This window comes from Methylobacterium sp. Leaf361, assembly GCF_001424445.1.
Taxonomy (GTDB): domain Bacteria; phylum Pseudomonadota; class Alphaproteobacteria; order Rhizobiales; family Beijerinckiaceae; genus Methylobacterium.
This window is the reverse complement of record NZ_LMPY01000025.1, coordinates 1-17,130: the sequence shown is the minus strand read 5'-3', so window position 1 is coordinate 17,130 and position 17,130 is coordinate 1. Positions and strand designations below refer to the sequence as shown.

Here is a 17,130-nt window from a genome sequence, read left to right as displayed (position 1 = left end):
TCGGCACGTCCGGCCCACCGCCTCCCCCGGCTTCACACGAGAACGGTCACAGACATGGCGCGCTCGACCTCGAAGCGTCTTGCCCCAACCCGCTCCCGCACGGGAGCGGGGGCATGGCGCGGCTGCCTCGAACGAGGCGCCTTCCTGATCGTCGCGATACGGTCGGAAGCGGCGCCAGCCGCATGACCGTCCGCGCAGACCCTCGCAGAGGGTGCTTGCGCGGACGGCGTCCGCTACAATCGGCGCTTCCGGCAATGGAAAAGGGCGATCCAGGCATGGGCGACATCACGACGGTAGCAAAGGCCTTCTTCGACGCCTGCGAGACCGGCGGAGGCTGGGAGGCGTGCGCGCGCTACTGTGCCCCGCATGCGACCTTCTCCGCCCAGGCCGATGCCCTGGCCGGCGTGACCTCCCTGCGGGACTACACGGAGTGGATGAAGGGGCTCCTGACCTTCATCCCCGACGGTCGGTACGAGGTGCGATCCTTCGCGACGGACGAGGAGCGCCGGAACGTGACGGCCTACGGGGTCTTCCACGGGACCCACACTGGCGAGGGCGGACCCTGCCCGCCCACGGGCAAATCCACGTCGACCGACTACGTGTATGTCATGCAGTTCGAGGGGGACCGCATCATCGGATTGACGAAGATCTGGAACGACGCCCGGGCCGTGAGAGAGCTCGGCTGGGCTTAGCCATCGCAGCGGCGAGCCTCGTCTTCCGCTGAACAGCGTGACGAGGCCGCCCGACAGATGCGCATCGCGCGGACGAGCTTCCTGGCCTGCCGCTTCTCGCAGGTCTCCGTGACGGCACGACCGGCGACCTTGACCATGAAGTGCCCATCAGCGGCCTTCTCCTCGGTGACGTGAGACATGCCGGCGGTCTCCTGTCGTTCGGGGCTCGGATGTCGGGCGGCCCATCTCCGGGGCTGGGTCGGGTGCGGCAAGGGCCCGTGCGCGGGTGCCCAGGATTGCCTGGGATCGCGGTTGGACAGGCGGGTTCGCCCCGCAACCCGCCTCCCGCCTTCGTGATCCTGCGTCAGGAGCCTTCGCCTCACCGACCGGAGGCGCCGCCGTGGGCCGCGACTTCAGAAGCCGCCCGGGCGAGATCGCGTTCGAAGCGCGGGTCGTGGAACAGCGCCTCGGCGATGACGGCCGCGGCGATTTTGCCGGCTTCGAGGTCGGACGGGAAATGGGTGCCGGCGATCACGCGGTTCTCCCCGTAGGTCTCGGCGAACGCGAACAGCGCCTGGCGCTTCTCGGGCACGAGGCGCGACAGCACCGTGGCCGCGAGATACCCGAACGTGGCGTGGCCGCTCGGGTAGGACGTGCTGTCGGAGCGATGTCCGAACGTGGCGAGGTCCGGCTTCACCGTGTAGGGCCGCGGCCGCGCGATGGCGGCCTTCGCCGCCAGCACGGCGAGTTCCCCGTCCTGGAACACACTCTCGATCAGCGCCGCGGTGTCCGGCATCGTCTCCGCCGTGAAGGCTGGGCCGAGCACACCGGTGAAGCGGTCGAGGGTGCACGGCAGGTTCGCGGTGATGCGCCGCTCGTCGTCGGGCGTGCGGGCGCGGACCGCGGCCTCCACGGCCTGCATGTCCGCCTTGGCCGATTCCGAGCCGGCTTCGGGCGGGGGCGGCAGGACGCGCTGCAGCGCCATCGCCGCCGGGTCGACGTAGGTGCTGTGGAGCGTCGCGGCGGTGACGGGCAGGGCAAGGGAGAGGAGCACGGCCAGCGTCGCGGTGAGCCGCCGGACGCCCCGGCCGGAAATCCGATCTTTCACCACCCCTCCTCAAGCCGTGCCAGGTCTCACCGCTCGCAGCCACGCCGCCGGGCCGCCCCGAGGCTTCTCCGGGGCTTCTCCGGGACTGTCTCGGGCAGCAGCGTCACGAGCACCCCGAGCGCGACCGCCGCGACGGCGGCGCACGCGAGATAGGCGGCATCGAACCCCGCCTGCTGGACCAAGGTTCCGGCGATCACGAACGACAGCGAAGCGCCGGCGCCCTGCACGGTCCCGATCAGGCCGTGGGCGGCGTTGTAGCGGCCGGTTCCTCGGGTGATGTCGGCTATGACCAGAGGCTTCACCGCGCTGAGCAGGCCGGCACCGACGCCGTCGAGGCACTGGACCGCGATCAGCCAGTACGGGTCGCGCCAGACGAGATAGAGCAAGGCGCGCACGGGCAGCGCGGCGAAGCCGATCACGAGCAAGGGCTTGCGACCCCAGCGCTCGGCCCGGCGGCCGACGATGAGCCCCATCGGCACCATCACTCCCTGCGCGCCGACGATGCAGACGGAGACGATGACGGACGACCAGTCCGGGCGCGCCTGTCCGATCTCCTGGGCGACGAGGGTCAGCAGCGGCGCGTTGGCGAAATGGAAAAGCCCTACGCTGGCCGCGAAGACCATGAGCGGCCGGCAGGTCAGCAGGGTCCGCAACCGGGCCGGGGCTTGCTCCCCCTCGCCGCCGCCGCGGGCCCGGCGCGCGTCGATGGCATCGCGCGGGATGGAGTAGAGTGCCGCGGCCGAGACGATGGCGCAGGCCGGGACCAGGAGGAACACCGCGCGGTCCGGGAACAGCCAGCCGACGAGCCCGATCAGCACGGCGATGGCGACGTTCCCGGTCCGCTCCAGGGCGGCGTTGCGGCCGAAGCGCCCGGCGATCCGGTCGGATGGGAACAGGCCGAGCGTGAGCGTCGCGATGGCCGGGCTCAGCATGCCCCCGACGGCGGCCAGCACGCAGGAGGCCGCGAGCACGGGCCAGAAGTACGGGAAGAGCGCGACGAGGAGCGTGGCCAGCGAGAGCGCGACCAGGGCGCCGAGCAGGATCACGCGCTTGTCGCGCACCGCGTCGATGGCGGTCCCGATGGGCGTCTGCACCACGATGCCGACGATGCCCGACACCGTGCTGACCAGCCCGACCGAGGCATCATTCCAGCCGCGGTGCACGTAGAGGTAGACGTTGAGGTAGGGCTTGATCGCCCCGTTCACGTCGATGAGCAGGAGGTTGAGGAGGTCCAGGGACCTGGAGACGGATGGCCGTCGCGAAGCGGGCGGCCGCTCCCCCTCGCCGATGTCCTGCTCCATGCGGTCCGCTCCCCTTTCAGCCAACCTAGAGCGGCGCGGCACCGAACCGAAGTGACCCCGCCCCGAATGAGCGTGACCGCCGGTAGAGGCGCTCCGGCCCGGCGACCGCGGCGCCGACCCGCCCGAAGCCCGCGACGCACGCGACCGTCCCGGCCTATCGCGTTGAGCCTCCGGACCTGTTGGCGGAACACGACAAGCATCCGCGTCCTGGCCTGGACCGGCCGTCACGCCCCGGAGGGAGCATGGCTGCGCGCACCGGAAGCCGCCGCGGCGAGGTCGTCGCCGTCGGGGGGGGGGGCGAGAGCCCCGGCATCCGACGCCCAGCCCCGCGTCCGCGCTGCTCCCGGAGGGTGGCTCGTTGGCGGTGCTTCATGCGAGACCCGGAGCCGGCCCCGCATCGCAAGTCCGGGCTCGACCTCCCGGTCGCCCGAGACCGTCACCTTGGGACCTGCCTCGTGGGCAAATCCGGCGTCACGCCTCGGCGACGAGATCCCGGATACGCGTGCCGAGCGCGTCCATGGCGAAGGGCTTCGTCAGCACCTGCATGTCCGGCCCGAGGCTGCCTCCGCCCATGACCGCGCACTCGGCGTAGCCGGTGATGAACAGCACCTTGAGGTCCGGCCGGCGTCCGCGGGCGGCATCCGCCATCTGGCGTCCGTTCATCCCGCCGGGCAGGCCGACGTCGGTCACGAGCAGGTCGATGCGCGCGTCGGACTGGAGGATTGTGAGCCCCGCGGCGGCGTCGGCGGCCTCGACGGTGGCGTAGCCCATCTCGGTCAGCAGATCGACGACCAGCACGGTCTCCCCCCGACCGACGCGTGCGAGCCGGGCGGCCTCGCCGGCGCCGTCCTCGGCAACGGCCTCGCCGTGGTGGCGCGGCAGGTAGAGGCAGACGGTCGTGCCCAGCCCGACCTCGGACTGGATGCGGACGTGGCCGCCGGACTAGCGGGCGAAGCCGTAGATCATCGACAAGCTCATCGACAAGCCGAGGCCCGTCCCTTCGCCCAGGGGCTTGGTCGTGAAGAACGGTTCGAACACCCGCGCCACGACCTCGGGCGGCATGCCGGTGCCGGTGTCGGTCACGCAGACGGAGAGGTACTGGCCCTGGGGTATGTCGTAGCGGCTCGCGTAGGACGGATCCACGAGCCGATTGCCCGTCTCGATGGTGATGCGCCCGCCGGTCGGCATCGCGTCGCGGGCGTTGATGCACAGGTTGAGCAGCGCGTTCTCCAGCTGGGTCGGGTCGATCAGCGTCGGCCAGAGGCCGGCCGCCCCGACCACGTCCAGGGCGACCTGCGGCCCGATGGTGCGGCGGACCAGTTCCTCCATCCCCACCACCAGCCGGTTCACGTCGGTGGGCTTCGGGTCGAGGGTCTGGCGCCGCGAGAAGGCGAGCAGGCGGTGGGTCAGCGCGGCGGCGCGCTTGGCCGCCCCCTGCGCGACCGACATGTAGCGCCCGACGTCGCCGAGCCGGCCCTGGCCCATGCGGGTCTGCATCATCTCCAGCGAGCCGGAGATGCCGGCGAGCAGGTTGTTGAAGTCGTGCGCCAAGCCGCCGGTCAGTTGCCCGATGGCCTCCATCTTCTGCATCTGGCGGAGCTGCCCCTCGGCAGCCAAGAGTTCGTCGGTCCGCTCCCGGACACGCGCTTCGAGCGTCTCGTTGAACTCGCGCAGACGGGCCTCGGACTGCCGCAGCCGTTCCTCGCTCGCGCGCAGGGCCTCCTCCGCCATGGTCCGTTCCAGCAGATCGGCGGCCTGCCGGGCCAGGATGTCCAGCAGACGGAGATCCCGGTCGGTCGGCTCGTGCGGCTCGACCCAGTGCGTCGATATCATCCCCAGCAGCCCGCCGTCCCGGGATAGGAGCGGCGTCGTCTGGGCGGACCGGATGCCGGCGCGGCGGAAGGCGAGCAGGTCGTCGGTGCCGGCGATATCACCCCACGCCTCGAAATCCGGGACGACAAACCGGGCGCTGAGCCTCAGCGCGGCCGTGCAACTCGTGATCGCCCTGGGATCGACCCAGGCCCAGTGGCCCTCGGCCTCAGACGTCAGTCCGCGCGCGTACAGCAGTTCGAGGTGGCCGGGATGGGTCGGATGGTCGGGCGGGCAGAGCCGCTGCATCGTCCCAAACTGCGAGCCGGTGATCCTGACGGCGGCATCGACGATCTTGCCGCACAGCGCCCCGAGGTCGTTCTCCCCGATCAGGTCGACGCAGAGCGGGTGATCAGCCGGCGCGGCCAGCCACCGCGCTTCGGTCCGGACTGCACGATGAGCGGGTCCTCGACGGGGCCGACGCGCGTGGAGCTTTCCCGTGCCCATCATGCCCAGGATCAACGACGCCCTCTCTGCCGGCGGCTTCGCCGGCTTCGTGGCGCGACAGGCGCGCGGTCTCGGGTGCTCCGGCCTGCCGGGTCTCGAACGCCTCCCTCGACCTTTCGGGCCCGGCGCCGTGACTCACGAACCGCCGTCGTTCACCCCGCCTTCGGGCGAGGAGCCGCGCCCGACATCGCCCCAACCACCGGTAACCTGACCACCGACCCGTCAAGCACCGGCTCGCGGGCTCAAGCCGGGAAGGCGCGCAGGAGGTCCTCCGCCCCGTAGGGCTTCTTCACCACCGGCACGGCGGCGAGGTCTTCCGGAATGCGGAAGCCGTCGCCGTAGCCGGTGGCGAACGCGTAGGGGATGCCCAGTTCGAACAGCCTGCGCGCGACGGCGATGCTGGTCTCGGAGCCCAGGTTGACGTCGAGCAGGGCCCGGGCCGGCGGCGCCGCGTCGATCAGCCGGAGCGCCTCGCGCGTCGACGAGGCCATGTCCACGTTCGTGGCGCCGAGCGACGTGAGCAACTCCTCGGCCTCCAGGGCGATGATCATGTTGTCCTCGACGACCAGCACGGACCCGGCGAGACCGCGCAGCGCCTCGGCGTGAACCGCCCTGACAGCCTTCGGCGCGGCGCGTGAGGCATTCTGGACGAAGGCCGGGGGGATGGTGAAGCGCGCCTCGACGCCCGCCAGTTCGTAGCGCACCTCCGCCTCGCCCTTGAGTTCGTACGGGATCGACCGCTCGATGATGGTCGTGCCGAAGCCGCGCCGGGTGGGCGCCCGCACGGCCGGGCCGCCGGTCTCGCGCCATCGGATCACCAAATGGTCGAGGGCGTCCCGCTCCCAGCGCAGGTCGACCCGCCCGAGGCTGTCGCAGAGCGCGCCGTACTTGGCCGAGTTCGTCATCATCTCGTGGACGACCAGGGCGACGGTCGAGAACGCCTGCGGCTCCAGCAGGACGTCGGCGCCGTCGAGCACGACCCGGCCGGCCTTGGGTCCGAGGTAGGCGCCGGCCTCCAGCATGACGAGATCGCGCAGGGATCCCGGTCCCCAGTTGCTCGAGGTGATCTGGTCGTGCGCCCGGGCGAGCGCCTGGATGCGGTCGCCGACCGTGTTCGCGAAGGCGCTGTCCGTCCCGTCCGCCGGCCGGCTCTGGGTCACCACTCCGCGGATCAGGTTCAGGATGTTGCGGACCCGGTGGTTGAGCTCGGCGATGAGAAGTTCCTGACGCTCCTGCGCGACCTTGCGCTCCTTCTCGGCGGAGTCGGTGAGGCGCAGGATCACCTCGAGCAGGGTGATGCGCAGGGCCTCGGCGGTCCGCATCTCGACCTCGGCCCAGGGGAGCGAGCGCCCGTGCACGGTCTCGCGCCACGCCTCGAAGCTCTTGCGCGGGGTCAGGCGGACGCCGTTCGGCCCCGGGGTCGCGGGCTTCACCGGGTTGCCCGCCCAGGTCACGGTCCGCGAGACCTCGCGCCGGAAGTAGACCAGAAAATCCCGGGGCGTGCGCGACACCGGGATGGCGAGCATGCCGGCCGCCCGCTCGGTGAAGTCGCGGCCCGGTTCGTGGACGCGCCCGATCTCGTCGGTCGCGTAGGCCTTGCTCGCGGCTGTGCGGTTGAGGAAGCGCACCAGGCCGGCGAACTCCTCCGCGGTCGGGGTCGAGCCCTGGAGCGTGATCTCGCCGTTCACCCACAGGCCGATGCCGTCGCAGGGCAGGATCGCCGCCAGGTCGTCGAGGAAGTCGGAGAGGCTTTCCAGGTTGGTGCCGCCGGTGGCCAGCGCGCCCAGCAGGCGATTGTGCAACTCGCGCGAACGGACCTCGCGCTCGGCGTCGGCCTGCCGCTCGCGGGCCTCCAGCAGCCAGGAGAACATCTGGCCGAACAGCTCGGCGCCGGTCCGGCGCTCGAGGGAGATGTGGCGCGGCTCGGTGTGGTGGCAGGCGAACAGGCCCCACAGGCGACCGTCGCGCAGGATGGACACGGACAGCGAGGCCGCCACGCCCATGTTGCGCAGGTATTCGAGGTGGATCGGCGAGACCGTCCGCAGGGTCGACAGCGACAGGTCGAGGGGCTGGCCGGCCGGATCGCGCGGGGGCAGCACGGCGGCGCCGGTGTCGTCGACGTCGGCGATGATGCGCAGCCAGTTGCGCGCGTAGAGGGTGCGGGCCTGTTTGGGGATGTCGGAGGCCGGGTAGTGCAGCCCCAGGTAGGGAGCGAGGCCGGACCGGGCCGCCTCGGCGATGACCTCCCCCGAATGGTCCGCGGCGAAGCGGTAGACCATAACCCGGTCGAACCCGGTCAGCGCGCGCATCTGGCGGGCGGCCTCGCGGCAGAGGGGGTCGAACCCCACGGTCTGCTGGAGACGGGTGACCATGCTGCGCACGAGGTTGCCGGCGCTGAGGTGTTCGGTGGCGCTCGGCTCGGCCTCGATGACGATGGTGTCCCCGGACCGGTGGAGGGCCACGTCGAACGGCTCGCCGCCCGGCACGAGCCGGAGGCCGAAGACCCGGTCGACGGCGTCCGGCCCGCGCAGGGTCTGCAGGTGCCCGCGCAGGGTGTGGATGGCCTCGCGGTCGAGGACGGCATCGAGGGGCAGGCCGAGAAGCGCCGCCGCACCCTGGCCGAGCCAGGTCGCGACGTTGTCCGAGGCGCGGGTGACGATCCAGTCCGGGGAGACCCCGATGAGGAAGCCGAACCCCTGCACCGCGCCGAGGATGTGGATGGGCTCGCGGTCGCAGGACGAGAGGTCGATCTCCGGCGTCGGTTGCGACGCGTTCAGCTGGTCCATGGGCCCACGATGCTGTGCGCAGGCAAGGGTCCGGCTGCGGTTCGGATATTGTCTTCGCAGATCAACGCGGCACGGCGCACGGGCGTTGCAGGACCGGCCTATGCCAGCACCCACGATCCTTTCCTTCGACGCGTTGCCGCGACCTCGGGATGCCCGGAGCGTGGAACCGCCCCGGGCGGCCGGATCAAACCTTGCCGGTGAGCTTGTCGGCCACGTGCTTGGCGCCGTCCTTGACGTTCCCGGGCGTCTTCTGGGCTTCGCCGTTCAATTCCTGCGCCATGCCCTCGGCCTTCAGCTTGTCGTTGTCAGTCGCGCTGCCGATGCCCTGCTTCACGTTGCCGACGGCCTGGCTGGCCAGGCCCTTGATCGTGTCGGTGCTGCTGCTCCTGGCGGTTCTCCTTCGCGACCAGGCCTTCGCGACCAGGGCGGCCACGGGGATTGGGAACGGCTCCCGCCCGGGCGCCGTTCCACGCCGTCGGTCACGGTCACGGTCACGGTCACGGTCACGGGAGGGTCGTGACGCGTGCCCAGCGGGTGCCCGGATCGACGCGACGGTCTGATCTCGACTGGCCGGTAGGGAAGGGCCCTCCGCGCGAGCGGGATCCGCTAGGGATGTGCCTTCGCCCTCGCGCGCGCGCCTGTTCAGTGCGGCTCCTTCTGACGCGACTACGCCCATGTCAGCCGGTGCCGGAGCCGGCGTACCCGCCTGGACGCCACCGGGACGGAGCAATCCGACGCGCATGCCGGGTGACATCATCCCGCCTCCGGATCGCAGGCAGGACGACGGCACCGGCGCGGCGTGGTTCTCGGAGTCGGTACCTACGCTGACGATCTGGCGACCCGGGCAGTCAGGTCTCGCAGAGAATGCTGCCGAAGCAGGATGCGACGATTCGGTCGATCACATTTCTTCGGACGGAGCTCTTCGCAAGCGAGCCAGGAAGCAGTCGTTCCTCCGCTTAAGCTCGAACCACACTCCGTCGTGAAGATCGGGCGCGCCGAGTGGGCATTCCTTCGGCCGTTGGCCGAGCCAGTTTCCGCGGGGAGAAATCAAAACTCGACGTGCGGAAAATCGCTGTCAATCCAGCGACTTAGATCGAGTTGAGCAGTGCTGGCGTAGAAGGGGAATTAGCCGCTGTCGGCTCATCCCTCCGTCTCCGCCATAAAGCCCTAAGACGTTGTAGAACCAGGGTTTTTCTCGCTTCTCCCAACCAGCTTTGGTGACACAGTGTCACCGTAGCCGAGACGGGATGAGGCCAGCGGTGCGGCGCGCCGACCACCTGCAATGCCGCCGTGGGCGCTGGTCCGTGCGACTCAGGGTGCCTGCCCACCTCGTCGCTACGGTCGGTCAGACCCATCTCGTCCGATCTCTCGACACCAGCAGCGAGGCTGTCGCGCGACAGCGACGGTGGATCGCGCTCGCGCTGCTCTGGGAGTGGATCGGTGCGCAGACCGTTTCGGACGGTTGGGAGCCCGCCTGGGCGGCTACCCTGACCGGTTTAGGACGGTCCCGCGATGATGACGGACGAGAGTGCCCGGACCATGCTCCTCGTTCTCCTCCCAAGAGACGTCCGCGAAAGGGTAGCCAGGATCATGCTCCCCCAGCGGGCTCATCGCGCCAGACCACGATCCTCACGACGATGGAGCGATGGTTGAAGGAGATCGAAGGGGTCAAGCGTCTTGGGATTTGCCTCTGGTAGGCGAAGCTTGACGCTGGGCACCTACCGCGAGCGTCCGCTGTCGACCGAGGCTGTGTCAAAACTCGGATGACACGAGGTCCCTTAGCCCGATGTCACCCTGCTTCGAGAGAACGTTTTTCTACGAGGGCCGATAGCGTTCGGGTTTTGACACAGCCTCGACCCAACCCCGTCGTGCACAGTCGACAGTGCGGCTCCCAAAAGCAGACCCGCAGCTTGCAGCCATTTTCGCCCAACGTCCGCCTCGTTGACTGCACGGGCGGCAGCTCGGTCCCGGTCGCCGCACAAATCCGGACAGACTGTGATCGATTTCAGTACGTATCGAACATCCGCTGCATCTCGCCCGCGTCATTCGTCTTCGTCAGGCCCAGCATGACCAGCACCCGCGCCTTCTGAGGATTAAGACTGTCGGCCGTGACGGTACCCAGCAAAGCGTCGTCGTGCTCGCCATTCCGCTCGACCACGCCGCCATTTACGCGGGACGCCCGGACGACGACGACACCGCTCTTGGCGGCCGAGGTGGCGGCGGGCTGGAGCACCTTCGGGATGCTGCCGTTCCCGGTCCTAGCGTATACGACGCCCTTGGACCCGGACTTCACTGCCGCCTCGAACGGTTCAGCGTCCACGCCGACGTAGGAGTAGACGATGGCGACCTTGGGGAGAGCGGTTAGGCGTCGTTGGTCGACTGCGCCATGTTGACGTCGTCGTTGGGGTGAAGCGCGGCGTAGTCGCCGGGCTTCCTGCCCATCAGGCCGAGGGCGACGTTGGCGATGACCTCGTTGGCGTTCATGTTCGTCGAAGTGCCGGCCCCGCCCTGGATGGCGTCAACGACGAAGGATTCGGCGTAGCGGGCCTCGGCCGCGACCTTGATGCAGGCGCGATCGATGGCGTCGGCCTTCGTCGCATCGAGATACCCGAGGCGCTTGTTGGCTCGGGCCGCCGCTTGCTTGACCAGCGCGAGGCCCCGGACGAACTCCGGAAAGTGAACGACCGGGACGCCGGTGATCGGGAAGTTCGTCACCGCGCGCTTGGTGTGGATGCCCCAGAGGGCGTCGGCCGGGACATCGCCGTCACCGAGCAGGTCGTGCTCGGAGCGCGTCTTGGCGGTGTCGAGATCCACGGTGCGGACGGTGGCGACCGCGAGCTCGGTGGGCGGATTTCGCTCCATCGGGACTTCCGCGACCGGAGCACTTTCGTCCTGGCTCACGTCAGTCTGTGTCTTGGACATGTGGGTGGCCCCCTGTCGGAAATGCTCGGCCCGCAATCGCCGCGTCGAACCCATCGTCGTCTGCCGCCGGTCAGAAATCGACCGAGTCGCTCGGGTGCGAGACGCGCTCCTTCAGGGCGTCGGACATCGGGAAGTTCAGGTTCTCGTTGTGGGGCGGGATCGGGCTCTCGAACCACTTGGCGTAGAGCTTGGTGAAGGCCCCGGAGGCCATCATGCCCTTCAGGACGTCGTCGGCGAGCGCCTTGAACTCGGGGTCGTCCTTGGGCAGCATCAGCCCGTAGGGCACCAGCGCGTAGGTCTCGGGCAGGAAGGCGTACGCGACGGGATCGGGCGCCCGAGCCTTCAGGCTGGCGAGCAGGATGTCGTCTTCCATGAAGGCGGCGGCGCGCCCGCTCTGGAGCGTCAGCATGGACTCCGCGTGGTCCTTGCCCTGGATGATGTTGAACGTGCCGCCCTTGTTCTTGATGCCGAACGCGAAGCCGGTGGCGTTCGAGCCTTGCGTGACGACCACGGTCTTGCCGTCGAGCCCCTTCACGTCGTGGATGCCGGAGGAGACCTTGGTCAGCCACCGCGCCGACGAGACGAAGGTCGCGACCGTGAAGGAGACCTGCTTGAGCCGGGCGGGGCTGCTCGACGTCGCCCCGCATTCCATGTCGATGGTCCCGTTCTGGATGAGCGGGATGCGGTTGGACGAGTCGACCGGCTGAAGCTTGACCGCGAGCTTGTCGAGCTTGAGATCGGCCTTGATCCTGTCGACGACCTGCGCGCACAGGTCGAGGGAGAAGCCTACGGGCTTCTGGCCGTTGTCGAGATAGGAGAACGGGATCGAGGACTCCCGGTAGCCGAGAGTCACGCTGCCGGTTCGCTTGATCTTGGCCAGCATCGGGCTCTCGGCCGATGCCGCCGTGGCGGCGAGGCCGAGTGCGAGCGCGCAAGACAGCCGTACGAAGTCCTTGCCCTGAAACATCGATCATCTCCTCTGGATGGATGCGGACCTCGGTCGGGTCTCGCGGGGCCTGAGCACGCGGCGCGCGCCGCGTGACAGGTTTGGTCGGCTAGGCTGAAGCACCTTGGGCCGCGCCGGTCGGCGTCACGACGCCGACCGGGGACAGGGACTCGGCATCGTCCTCGACCGGGGCGCCGAGCTCGTTCTCCCACTTGGCGACGACGGCAGTCGCGACACCGTTGCCGATGACGTTCGTCATGGTGCGCCCCATGTCGAGGAAGGCGTCGATGCCGACCAGCAGGACGAGACCGGCGGTGGGGAGATTGAACGAGGGGATCGTCGCCGCCACCACGACCAGGGAGGCCCGGGGCACACCGGCGATGCCCTTGCTGGTCACCATCAGGACCAGCAGCATGGTGATCTGCGTCGAGAGGTCCATCTCGATGCCGAAGGCCTGCGCGACAAATAGGGCCGCGAAGGTCTGGTACATCATCGAGCCGTCGAGGTTGAACGAGTAGCCCAGCGGCAGCACGAAGCCGGTGATGCGCTCCGAGACGCCGAACTTCATCAACTGCTCGACCATCTTAGGGAAGGCGGCCTCGCTGCTCGACGTGGAGAAGGCGATCATCATCGGTTGCCGCAGCAGGCGCAGCAGGGTTTTGATCGCCCCGCCGAGCACCACGGTCCCGGCCGCGATGATGACGACCCAGAGAACCGCCAGGCCGAAGTAGAAGGCGCTAACGAACTTCCCGTAGGTCACCAGCACGCCAACGCCCTGCGTGGTGATGACGGCCGCCATCGCGGCGAACACGCCGACCGGCGCGAAGCGCATCACGTAGTCGGTGAACTTGAGCATGATCGGCACGATCTCGTCGATCGACTTGGCGACGGTCGGCGCGAGCGAGGTCTTCACGGAGCTCAGGGCGAAGCCGAAGAAGACGGAGAAGACGAGGATCTGCAGCACCTCGTTGGTCGCCATCGCCTGGACGATGCTGACGGGAACGACGTGCGCCACGAAATCCTTGAGGTTCAGGGCACCGGTCTGCAGGTTCGTGGTGGCGCCGGCCTCGGGGGGCGGCAGGTTCAGGCCGTGACCGGGATGCAGGAGGTTGGCGAGCAGGAGGCCGATGGACAGGGACACCACGGAGGCGGTGATAAACCAGCCCAGCGCCTTGAACGCGACCCGGCCAACGGCGCCGCCGCTCGCGCCGAGGCTGGAGATGCCGGAGACGATGGTGGCGAATACCAGCGGTGCGATGATCATCTTGATCATGCGCAGAAAGACGTCCGACACGATGGTAAAGTACCCGGCAATCGCCTTGGCCTCGGCCGGCGTCGCGAAAAGGTTGCACAGGTAACCGGTCGCTATTCCGAGGACCAGGCTGACCATGATGTAGGTAGTCAGCCTGTTCGAGGCGTGAGATTTTCTGCTCACCTGCATGACGTCGTTCTCCGCGCCACCGAGTGGAGCGGCAACCGAGCGTGGCGCTTGTTGTTTTTGCGTCTCGGCTGCCGGCAACGATCAGGATTGGAGAGACTCGTCGGCCTATCCGAGCTTCGACAGCACGGCTGTGCGGGCCTGCGTCGAGGGCACGTTGCGGGCGCGGACCGCCTCGACCAGCCGGTCGATGTCCGCCGTGGTGTTGAACATCCCGAGGGACACCCGGATGCCGTCGCGCTCGGGCGAGATGCGGATGCCGTTCTGCGTGAAGTAGTCGAGCCACTCGGCCGCCGGCAGGGCGATGACGTAGATATGCGGCGCGCGGTGCTGACGGTCGCGCGGGCCGACCAGGCCGACATCGAGTTCGTCGAGGCGCTCGATGAGGTAGTCGCCGAGGTCGAAGCAGTGGCCCTCGATGTTCTCGATGCCGACCGTGTTGATGAGGTCGATGGCGGCACCCAGGCCCTGGATGGCCGGGAGGTTGTAGTTGCCGAGCTCGAACCGGCCCGCCGTCGCCGGCAGGGCCATGTTGTCCTCCCGGGCGATGAAGTCGGTCGGCGGCTCGGCGAGGCTGGCCGCGGCGAGGTAGGCCGGCTCCATCTCGATCTTGGAGGAGTCCCAGTAGAGCAGGCCCAACCCCTGGGGCACCAGCAGGCCCTTGTGGGTGCCCGAGCCGATGAAGGTCGCCTTCATCGTCTTGGCGTTGATGGGCGTCACGCCGATGCCCTGCATCACATCGACGACGAAGTAGAGGCCGTGCCGCTCACAGAGCTCGCCGACGCTCTCGACATCGAACCGATGGCCGGCGTGGAAGGTCACGTGCGACATGGAGATCGCCCGCGTCCTATCGTCGATGTGCGAGCGGAAGCTGTCGGCGTTCACCACCGGGGTCATCGGGATGAACACGACCTCGACGCCCTTCTTCTTCAGGTTGAGGAAGGCGTAGGCGTTGTTCGGATGGTCGCCGTGAATCATCAGCACCTTGTCGCCGGCCTTCAGCGGCAGCGCGTTGGCGGCGATGTTCATGCTCTCCGAGGTGTTCTTGGTGAACGCGATCTCGTGGGGCTGCGCGCCGAACAGCGTCGCGACTTTAGCGCGAGTCTCTTCGAGGCGGCTGAGCCAGACCTGCTTGGGGCCGGCGGTCTCGAACCCTTCGTGCAGGAAGCGCTCGTACGCCTCCTTCACGGGGCGGGAGAGCGGGGTCTGGAAGCCGCTGTCGAGATAGACCACGTGCTCGGCGGCCGGAAATGCCTGACGAACGGCGGCGACGTCGTAGTGCTGGGTCATGATACCCTCCGGTAGCGCAGACGCGACGGGGCGTTGCGCCGGAAGTCCCGGCGAGCCTTCGACCCATCTCAAGCTTTGAATGGCGGCAGTGCTACTTTACCTGCCAATCCGTGCCCAAAATCCGGGCATGTCGGTGGCATGACAAGAAAATACACTACGTCCGCTACGCGTCGAGCCGGATCATCATCCAGCGGTATTTTTCATTCCGAAAATTGAGAATTATCGAAATCGTCGTTGTCCTGCAGGATGGTGCTGGACAGAAGGGCGGCCGCTTCCTGCAGGGGCCCGATGAACGCGTCGAGGTCCTCGAAGCCGACGCGGGCGGAGGGCACCGACACGCCCAGGCAAGCGATCAGGTCCCCCTTCGGCGAGACGATGGGCACAGCGCAGCCGACGACGCCGAGGACGTATTCCTCGTTGGTTTTCGCCCAGCCCCTGCGCCGGATCACGTCGAGCTGAGCGAGAAGCGTCTTCGGGTCCGCGATGGTCGTCGGAGTGTACTGCGCGAGCGGAAGGGAGTGGGCGAGTCGTTGCCGGACCTTGGTGGGCAGCCGGCTCATGTAGATCTTGCCCGTCGAGGTGCAGTGGAGCGGCGCGGCTGATCCGGGATTGAACTGCAGGCCCTGCTGTTGCTTCGTCTGGACGCTGTCGACGTATGCCACCGCGTTGTCGCGGACGATGCCGATCTCGCACTGCTCGCCGATCCGGTCGGCCACCGCGCTCAGGACCGCGTGCCGCCGCACCGTGCGGAAGGCTGCCCCGATGGTCTTGGCCGAGAGGGTGACCAGCGTGCTCCCGACGACATAGCGCTTCGTGCCGAGGGCCTTCTGGATTAGACCGCGGTCCTCAAGGTTGCCGATAAGTCGATGCGCGGTGGGAAGCGGCAGGGCGAGGGCCGAGGCGATCTCGGCCGCCGACAGTGCCTTCCGTTGCTCGGCCACGAAGGTCAGGATGGCCAGGGCCCGATCCAGTGGCGCGTCGCGCGACCTGTCAAGTTCATCGGCCACGTTGGCTTCCTCGTACGGCTTACGCTCGGCTGTGCCCTAGTTGCACGAACATGCAAGGGCTACCGACCGGCGGGGATGCCTCATCGAGACCTGAGCTCAAAGCGCACACTCTCGCCCTACCGCCTCCGGGAAGGCTGCGTCCGCCTCGGTGTCTTTCTGCTGGAAAGCAGATGGGGTGGATGGCTCCCGCTCTGACTGACGGCATCTCGATGCCAAGATGTGGTTGCTGTCGAAGCAGCAGCCACGCAGATGCAGGAGCCATTCTCATGGAGATCACCACCGTCGGCATCGATCTGGCCAAGAGCATCTTTCAGGTTCACGCCGTCGATGCAGCTGGGCACGTCGTCGTTCGTAAGCCGCTGCGGCGGGCGCAGGTCACGCCATTCTTCGCCAAGCTGCCGCGCTGCCTGGTCGGCATGGAGGCGTGCGGCACGGCGCATCACTGGGCCCGGGAACTCATGAAGCTCGGCCATGACATGCGGCTGATGCCGCCGGCTTACGTGAAGCCGTACGTCAAGCGCGGCAAGACCGATGCGAACGGTGCCGCAGCCATCTGTGAGGCGGTCACGCGCCCAAGCATGCGCTTCGTGCCGGTGAAGTCGACCGAGCAGCAGGCGGCGCTGGCGCTGCACCGGACGCGCGACCTGCTGGTCAAGCAACGCACGCAGCTGGTGAACATGATCCGCGGCCTGCTCGCCGGGGATCGAGATGGCGCGGGGCCTGCGGCACGCGCTCGAACTGGCGGCCCGGCTCTCGGCCGGAGACGCGGCCGAGGTGCCGCCGTTAGCCCAGCGCGTGGTGACCGGGCTGGCCGATCAGATCGGTGCCGTGCAGATCCAGTTCACCCGGCTGGAGAAGGAGTTGCTGGCCTGGCATCGGGACAGCGACCTGTCGCAGCGGCTTGCGACGATCCCGGGTGTCGGCATCGTCTCGGCGACCGCGCTGGCCGCCTCGGTGAGTGAGCCCGAACGCTTCCGCTCCGGTCGGCAGTTCGCGGCCTCGTTGGGCCTGACACCGCTGCAGAACCGCAGCGGCGGCAAGGAGCGCCTGGGCCGGATCTCGCGCATGGGCGACCGTTACCTGCGCCGGCTGCTCGTAGTCGGCATGACCTCTCTGATCCGGCGCGCGAAGGCGACGCCGACCTCGGTCGACCCGCGGCTGCCGGCGCTGCTGCAGCGCAAGCCGGTGCGCGTGGTGACCGTTGCGGCGGCCAATCGCACGGCGCGGGTCGCCTGGGCGATCATGACCCTGGCCTGCCCCCATGCGGTGGCCCAGGTTCGAAGTTAGTGCATCGTCGGTCGCGTGACGATGGCTGGGCGAGCGAGCGGCGCTGAAGTGCTCGGTT

11 protein-coding genes and 3 pseudogenes are annotated in these 17,130 nt (G+C 68.5%); 2 read left to right on the top strand and 12 right to left on the bottom strand.

Annotated features, from left to right (window positions below; all coding sequences use genetic code 11):
* The first annotated feature begins 275 nt into the window (after window positions 1-275).
* Window positions 276-692 (top strand): ester cyclase, encoded by a 417-nt coding sequence (locus tag ASG32_RS19175; RefSeq protein WP_056529496.1) that lies wholly within the window; start codon window positions 276-278, stop codon window positions 690-692.
* Here ASG32_RS19175 and ASG32_RS19170 read toward each other — a convergent pair.
* The 12 genes and pseudogenes from ASG32_RS19170 to ASG32_RS19110 form a co-directional block, all read right to left on the bottom strand.
* Window positions 689-871 (bottom strand): hypothetical protein, encoded by a 183-nt coding sequence (locus ASG32_RS19170; protein WP_056529492.1) that lies wholly within the window; start codon window positions 869-871, stop codon window positions 689-691. The genes ASG32_RS19175 and ASG32_RS19170 overlap by 4 nt on opposite strands.
* A gap of 179 nt (window positions 872-1,050) precedes the next feature.
* Window positions 1,051-1,779, bottom strand: a complete 729-nt coding sequence (locus tag ASG32_RS19165; protein ID WP_056529489.1) for a phosphatase PAP2 family protein — start codon at window positions 1,777-1,779, stop codon at window positions 1,051-1,053.
* Between the two features lie 26 nt (window positions 1,780-1,805).
* Window positions 1,806-3,080: an MFS transporter gene (locus ASG32_RS19160; RefSeq protein ID WP_056529484.1), complete on the bottom strand. Its 1,275-nt coding sequence runs from the start codon at window positions 3,078-3,080 to the stop codon at window positions 1,806-1,808.
* A 471-nt stretch (window positions 3,081-3,551) separates the two neighbouring features.
* Window positions 3,552-5,396: pseudogene (locus ASG32_RS19150) on the bottom strand (ATP-binding protein).
* Between the two features lie 242 nt (window positions 5,397-5,638).
* Window positions 5,639-8,182 carry an HWE histidine kinase domain-containing protein gene (locus ASG32_RS19145; RefSeq protein ID WP_056529476.1) on the bottom strand — a complete coding sequence of 848 codons (2,544 nt, stop codon included), beginning with the start codon at window positions 8,180-8,182 and terminating at the stop codon, window positions 5,639-5,641.
* A 184-nt stretch (window positions 8,183-8,366) separates the two neighbouring features.
* Window positions 8,367-8,615 carry a CsbD family protein gene (locus ASG32_RS19140; RefSeq protein ID WP_244492053.1) on the bottom strand — a complete coding sequence of 83 codons (249 nt, stop codon included), beginning with the start codon at window positions 8,613-8,615 and terminating at the stop codon, window positions 8,367-8,369.
* A 1,572-nt stretch (window positions 8,616-10,187) separates the two neighbouring features.
* On the bottom strand, window positions 10,188-10,523 hold the full coding sequence (locus ASG32_RS19135; RefSeq protein WP_280141592.1) for a hypothetical protein: 336 nt from the start codon (window positions 10,521-10,523) through the stop codon (window positions 10,188-10,190).
* 23 nt (window positions 10,524-10,546) lie between these two features.
* A pseudogene (locus tag ASG32_RS19130) lies at window positions 10,547-11,044 on the bottom strand (lyase family protein); the annotation flags it as partial.
* Window positions 11,045-11,174: 130 nt separating this feature from the next.
* Window positions 11,175-12,071 carry an amino acid ABC transporter substrate-binding protein gene (locus ASG32_RS19125; RefSeq protein WP_056529467.1) on the bottom strand — a complete coding sequence of 299 codons (897 nt, stop codon included), beginning with the start codon at window positions 12,069-12,071 and terminating at the stop codon, window positions 11,175-11,177.
* A gap of 88 nt (window positions 12,072-12,159) precedes the next feature.
* Window positions 12,160-13,491: a dicarboxylate/amino acid:cation symporter gene (locus ASG32_RS19120; protein ID WP_056529464.1), complete on the bottom strand. Its 1,332-nt coding sequence runs from the start codon at window positions 13,489-13,491 to the stop codon at window positions 12,160-12,162.
* A 105-nt stretch (window positions 13,492-13,596) separates the two neighbouring features.
* Window positions 13,597-14,778 (bottom strand): aminotransferase class V-fold PLP-dependent enzyme, encoded by a 1,182-nt coding sequence (locus ASG32_RS19115; protein WP_082557957.1) that lies wholly within the window; start codon window positions 14,776-14,778, stop codon window positions 13,597-13,599.
* 200 nt (window positions 14,779-14,978) lie between these two features.
* Window positions 14,979-15,785: an IclR family transcriptional regulator gene (locus ASG32_RS19110; protein WP_056529459.1), complete on the bottom strand. Its 807-nt coding sequence runs from the start codon at window positions 15,783-15,785 to the stop codon at window positions 14,979-14,981.
* 266 nt (window positions 15,786-16,051) lie between these two features.
* Here ASG32_RS19110 and ASG32_RS19105 point away from each other — a divergent pair.
* Window positions 16,052-17,072: pseudogene (locus ASG32_RS19105) on the top strand (IS110 family transposase).
* Window positions 17,073-17,130: the final 58 nt, after the last annotated feature.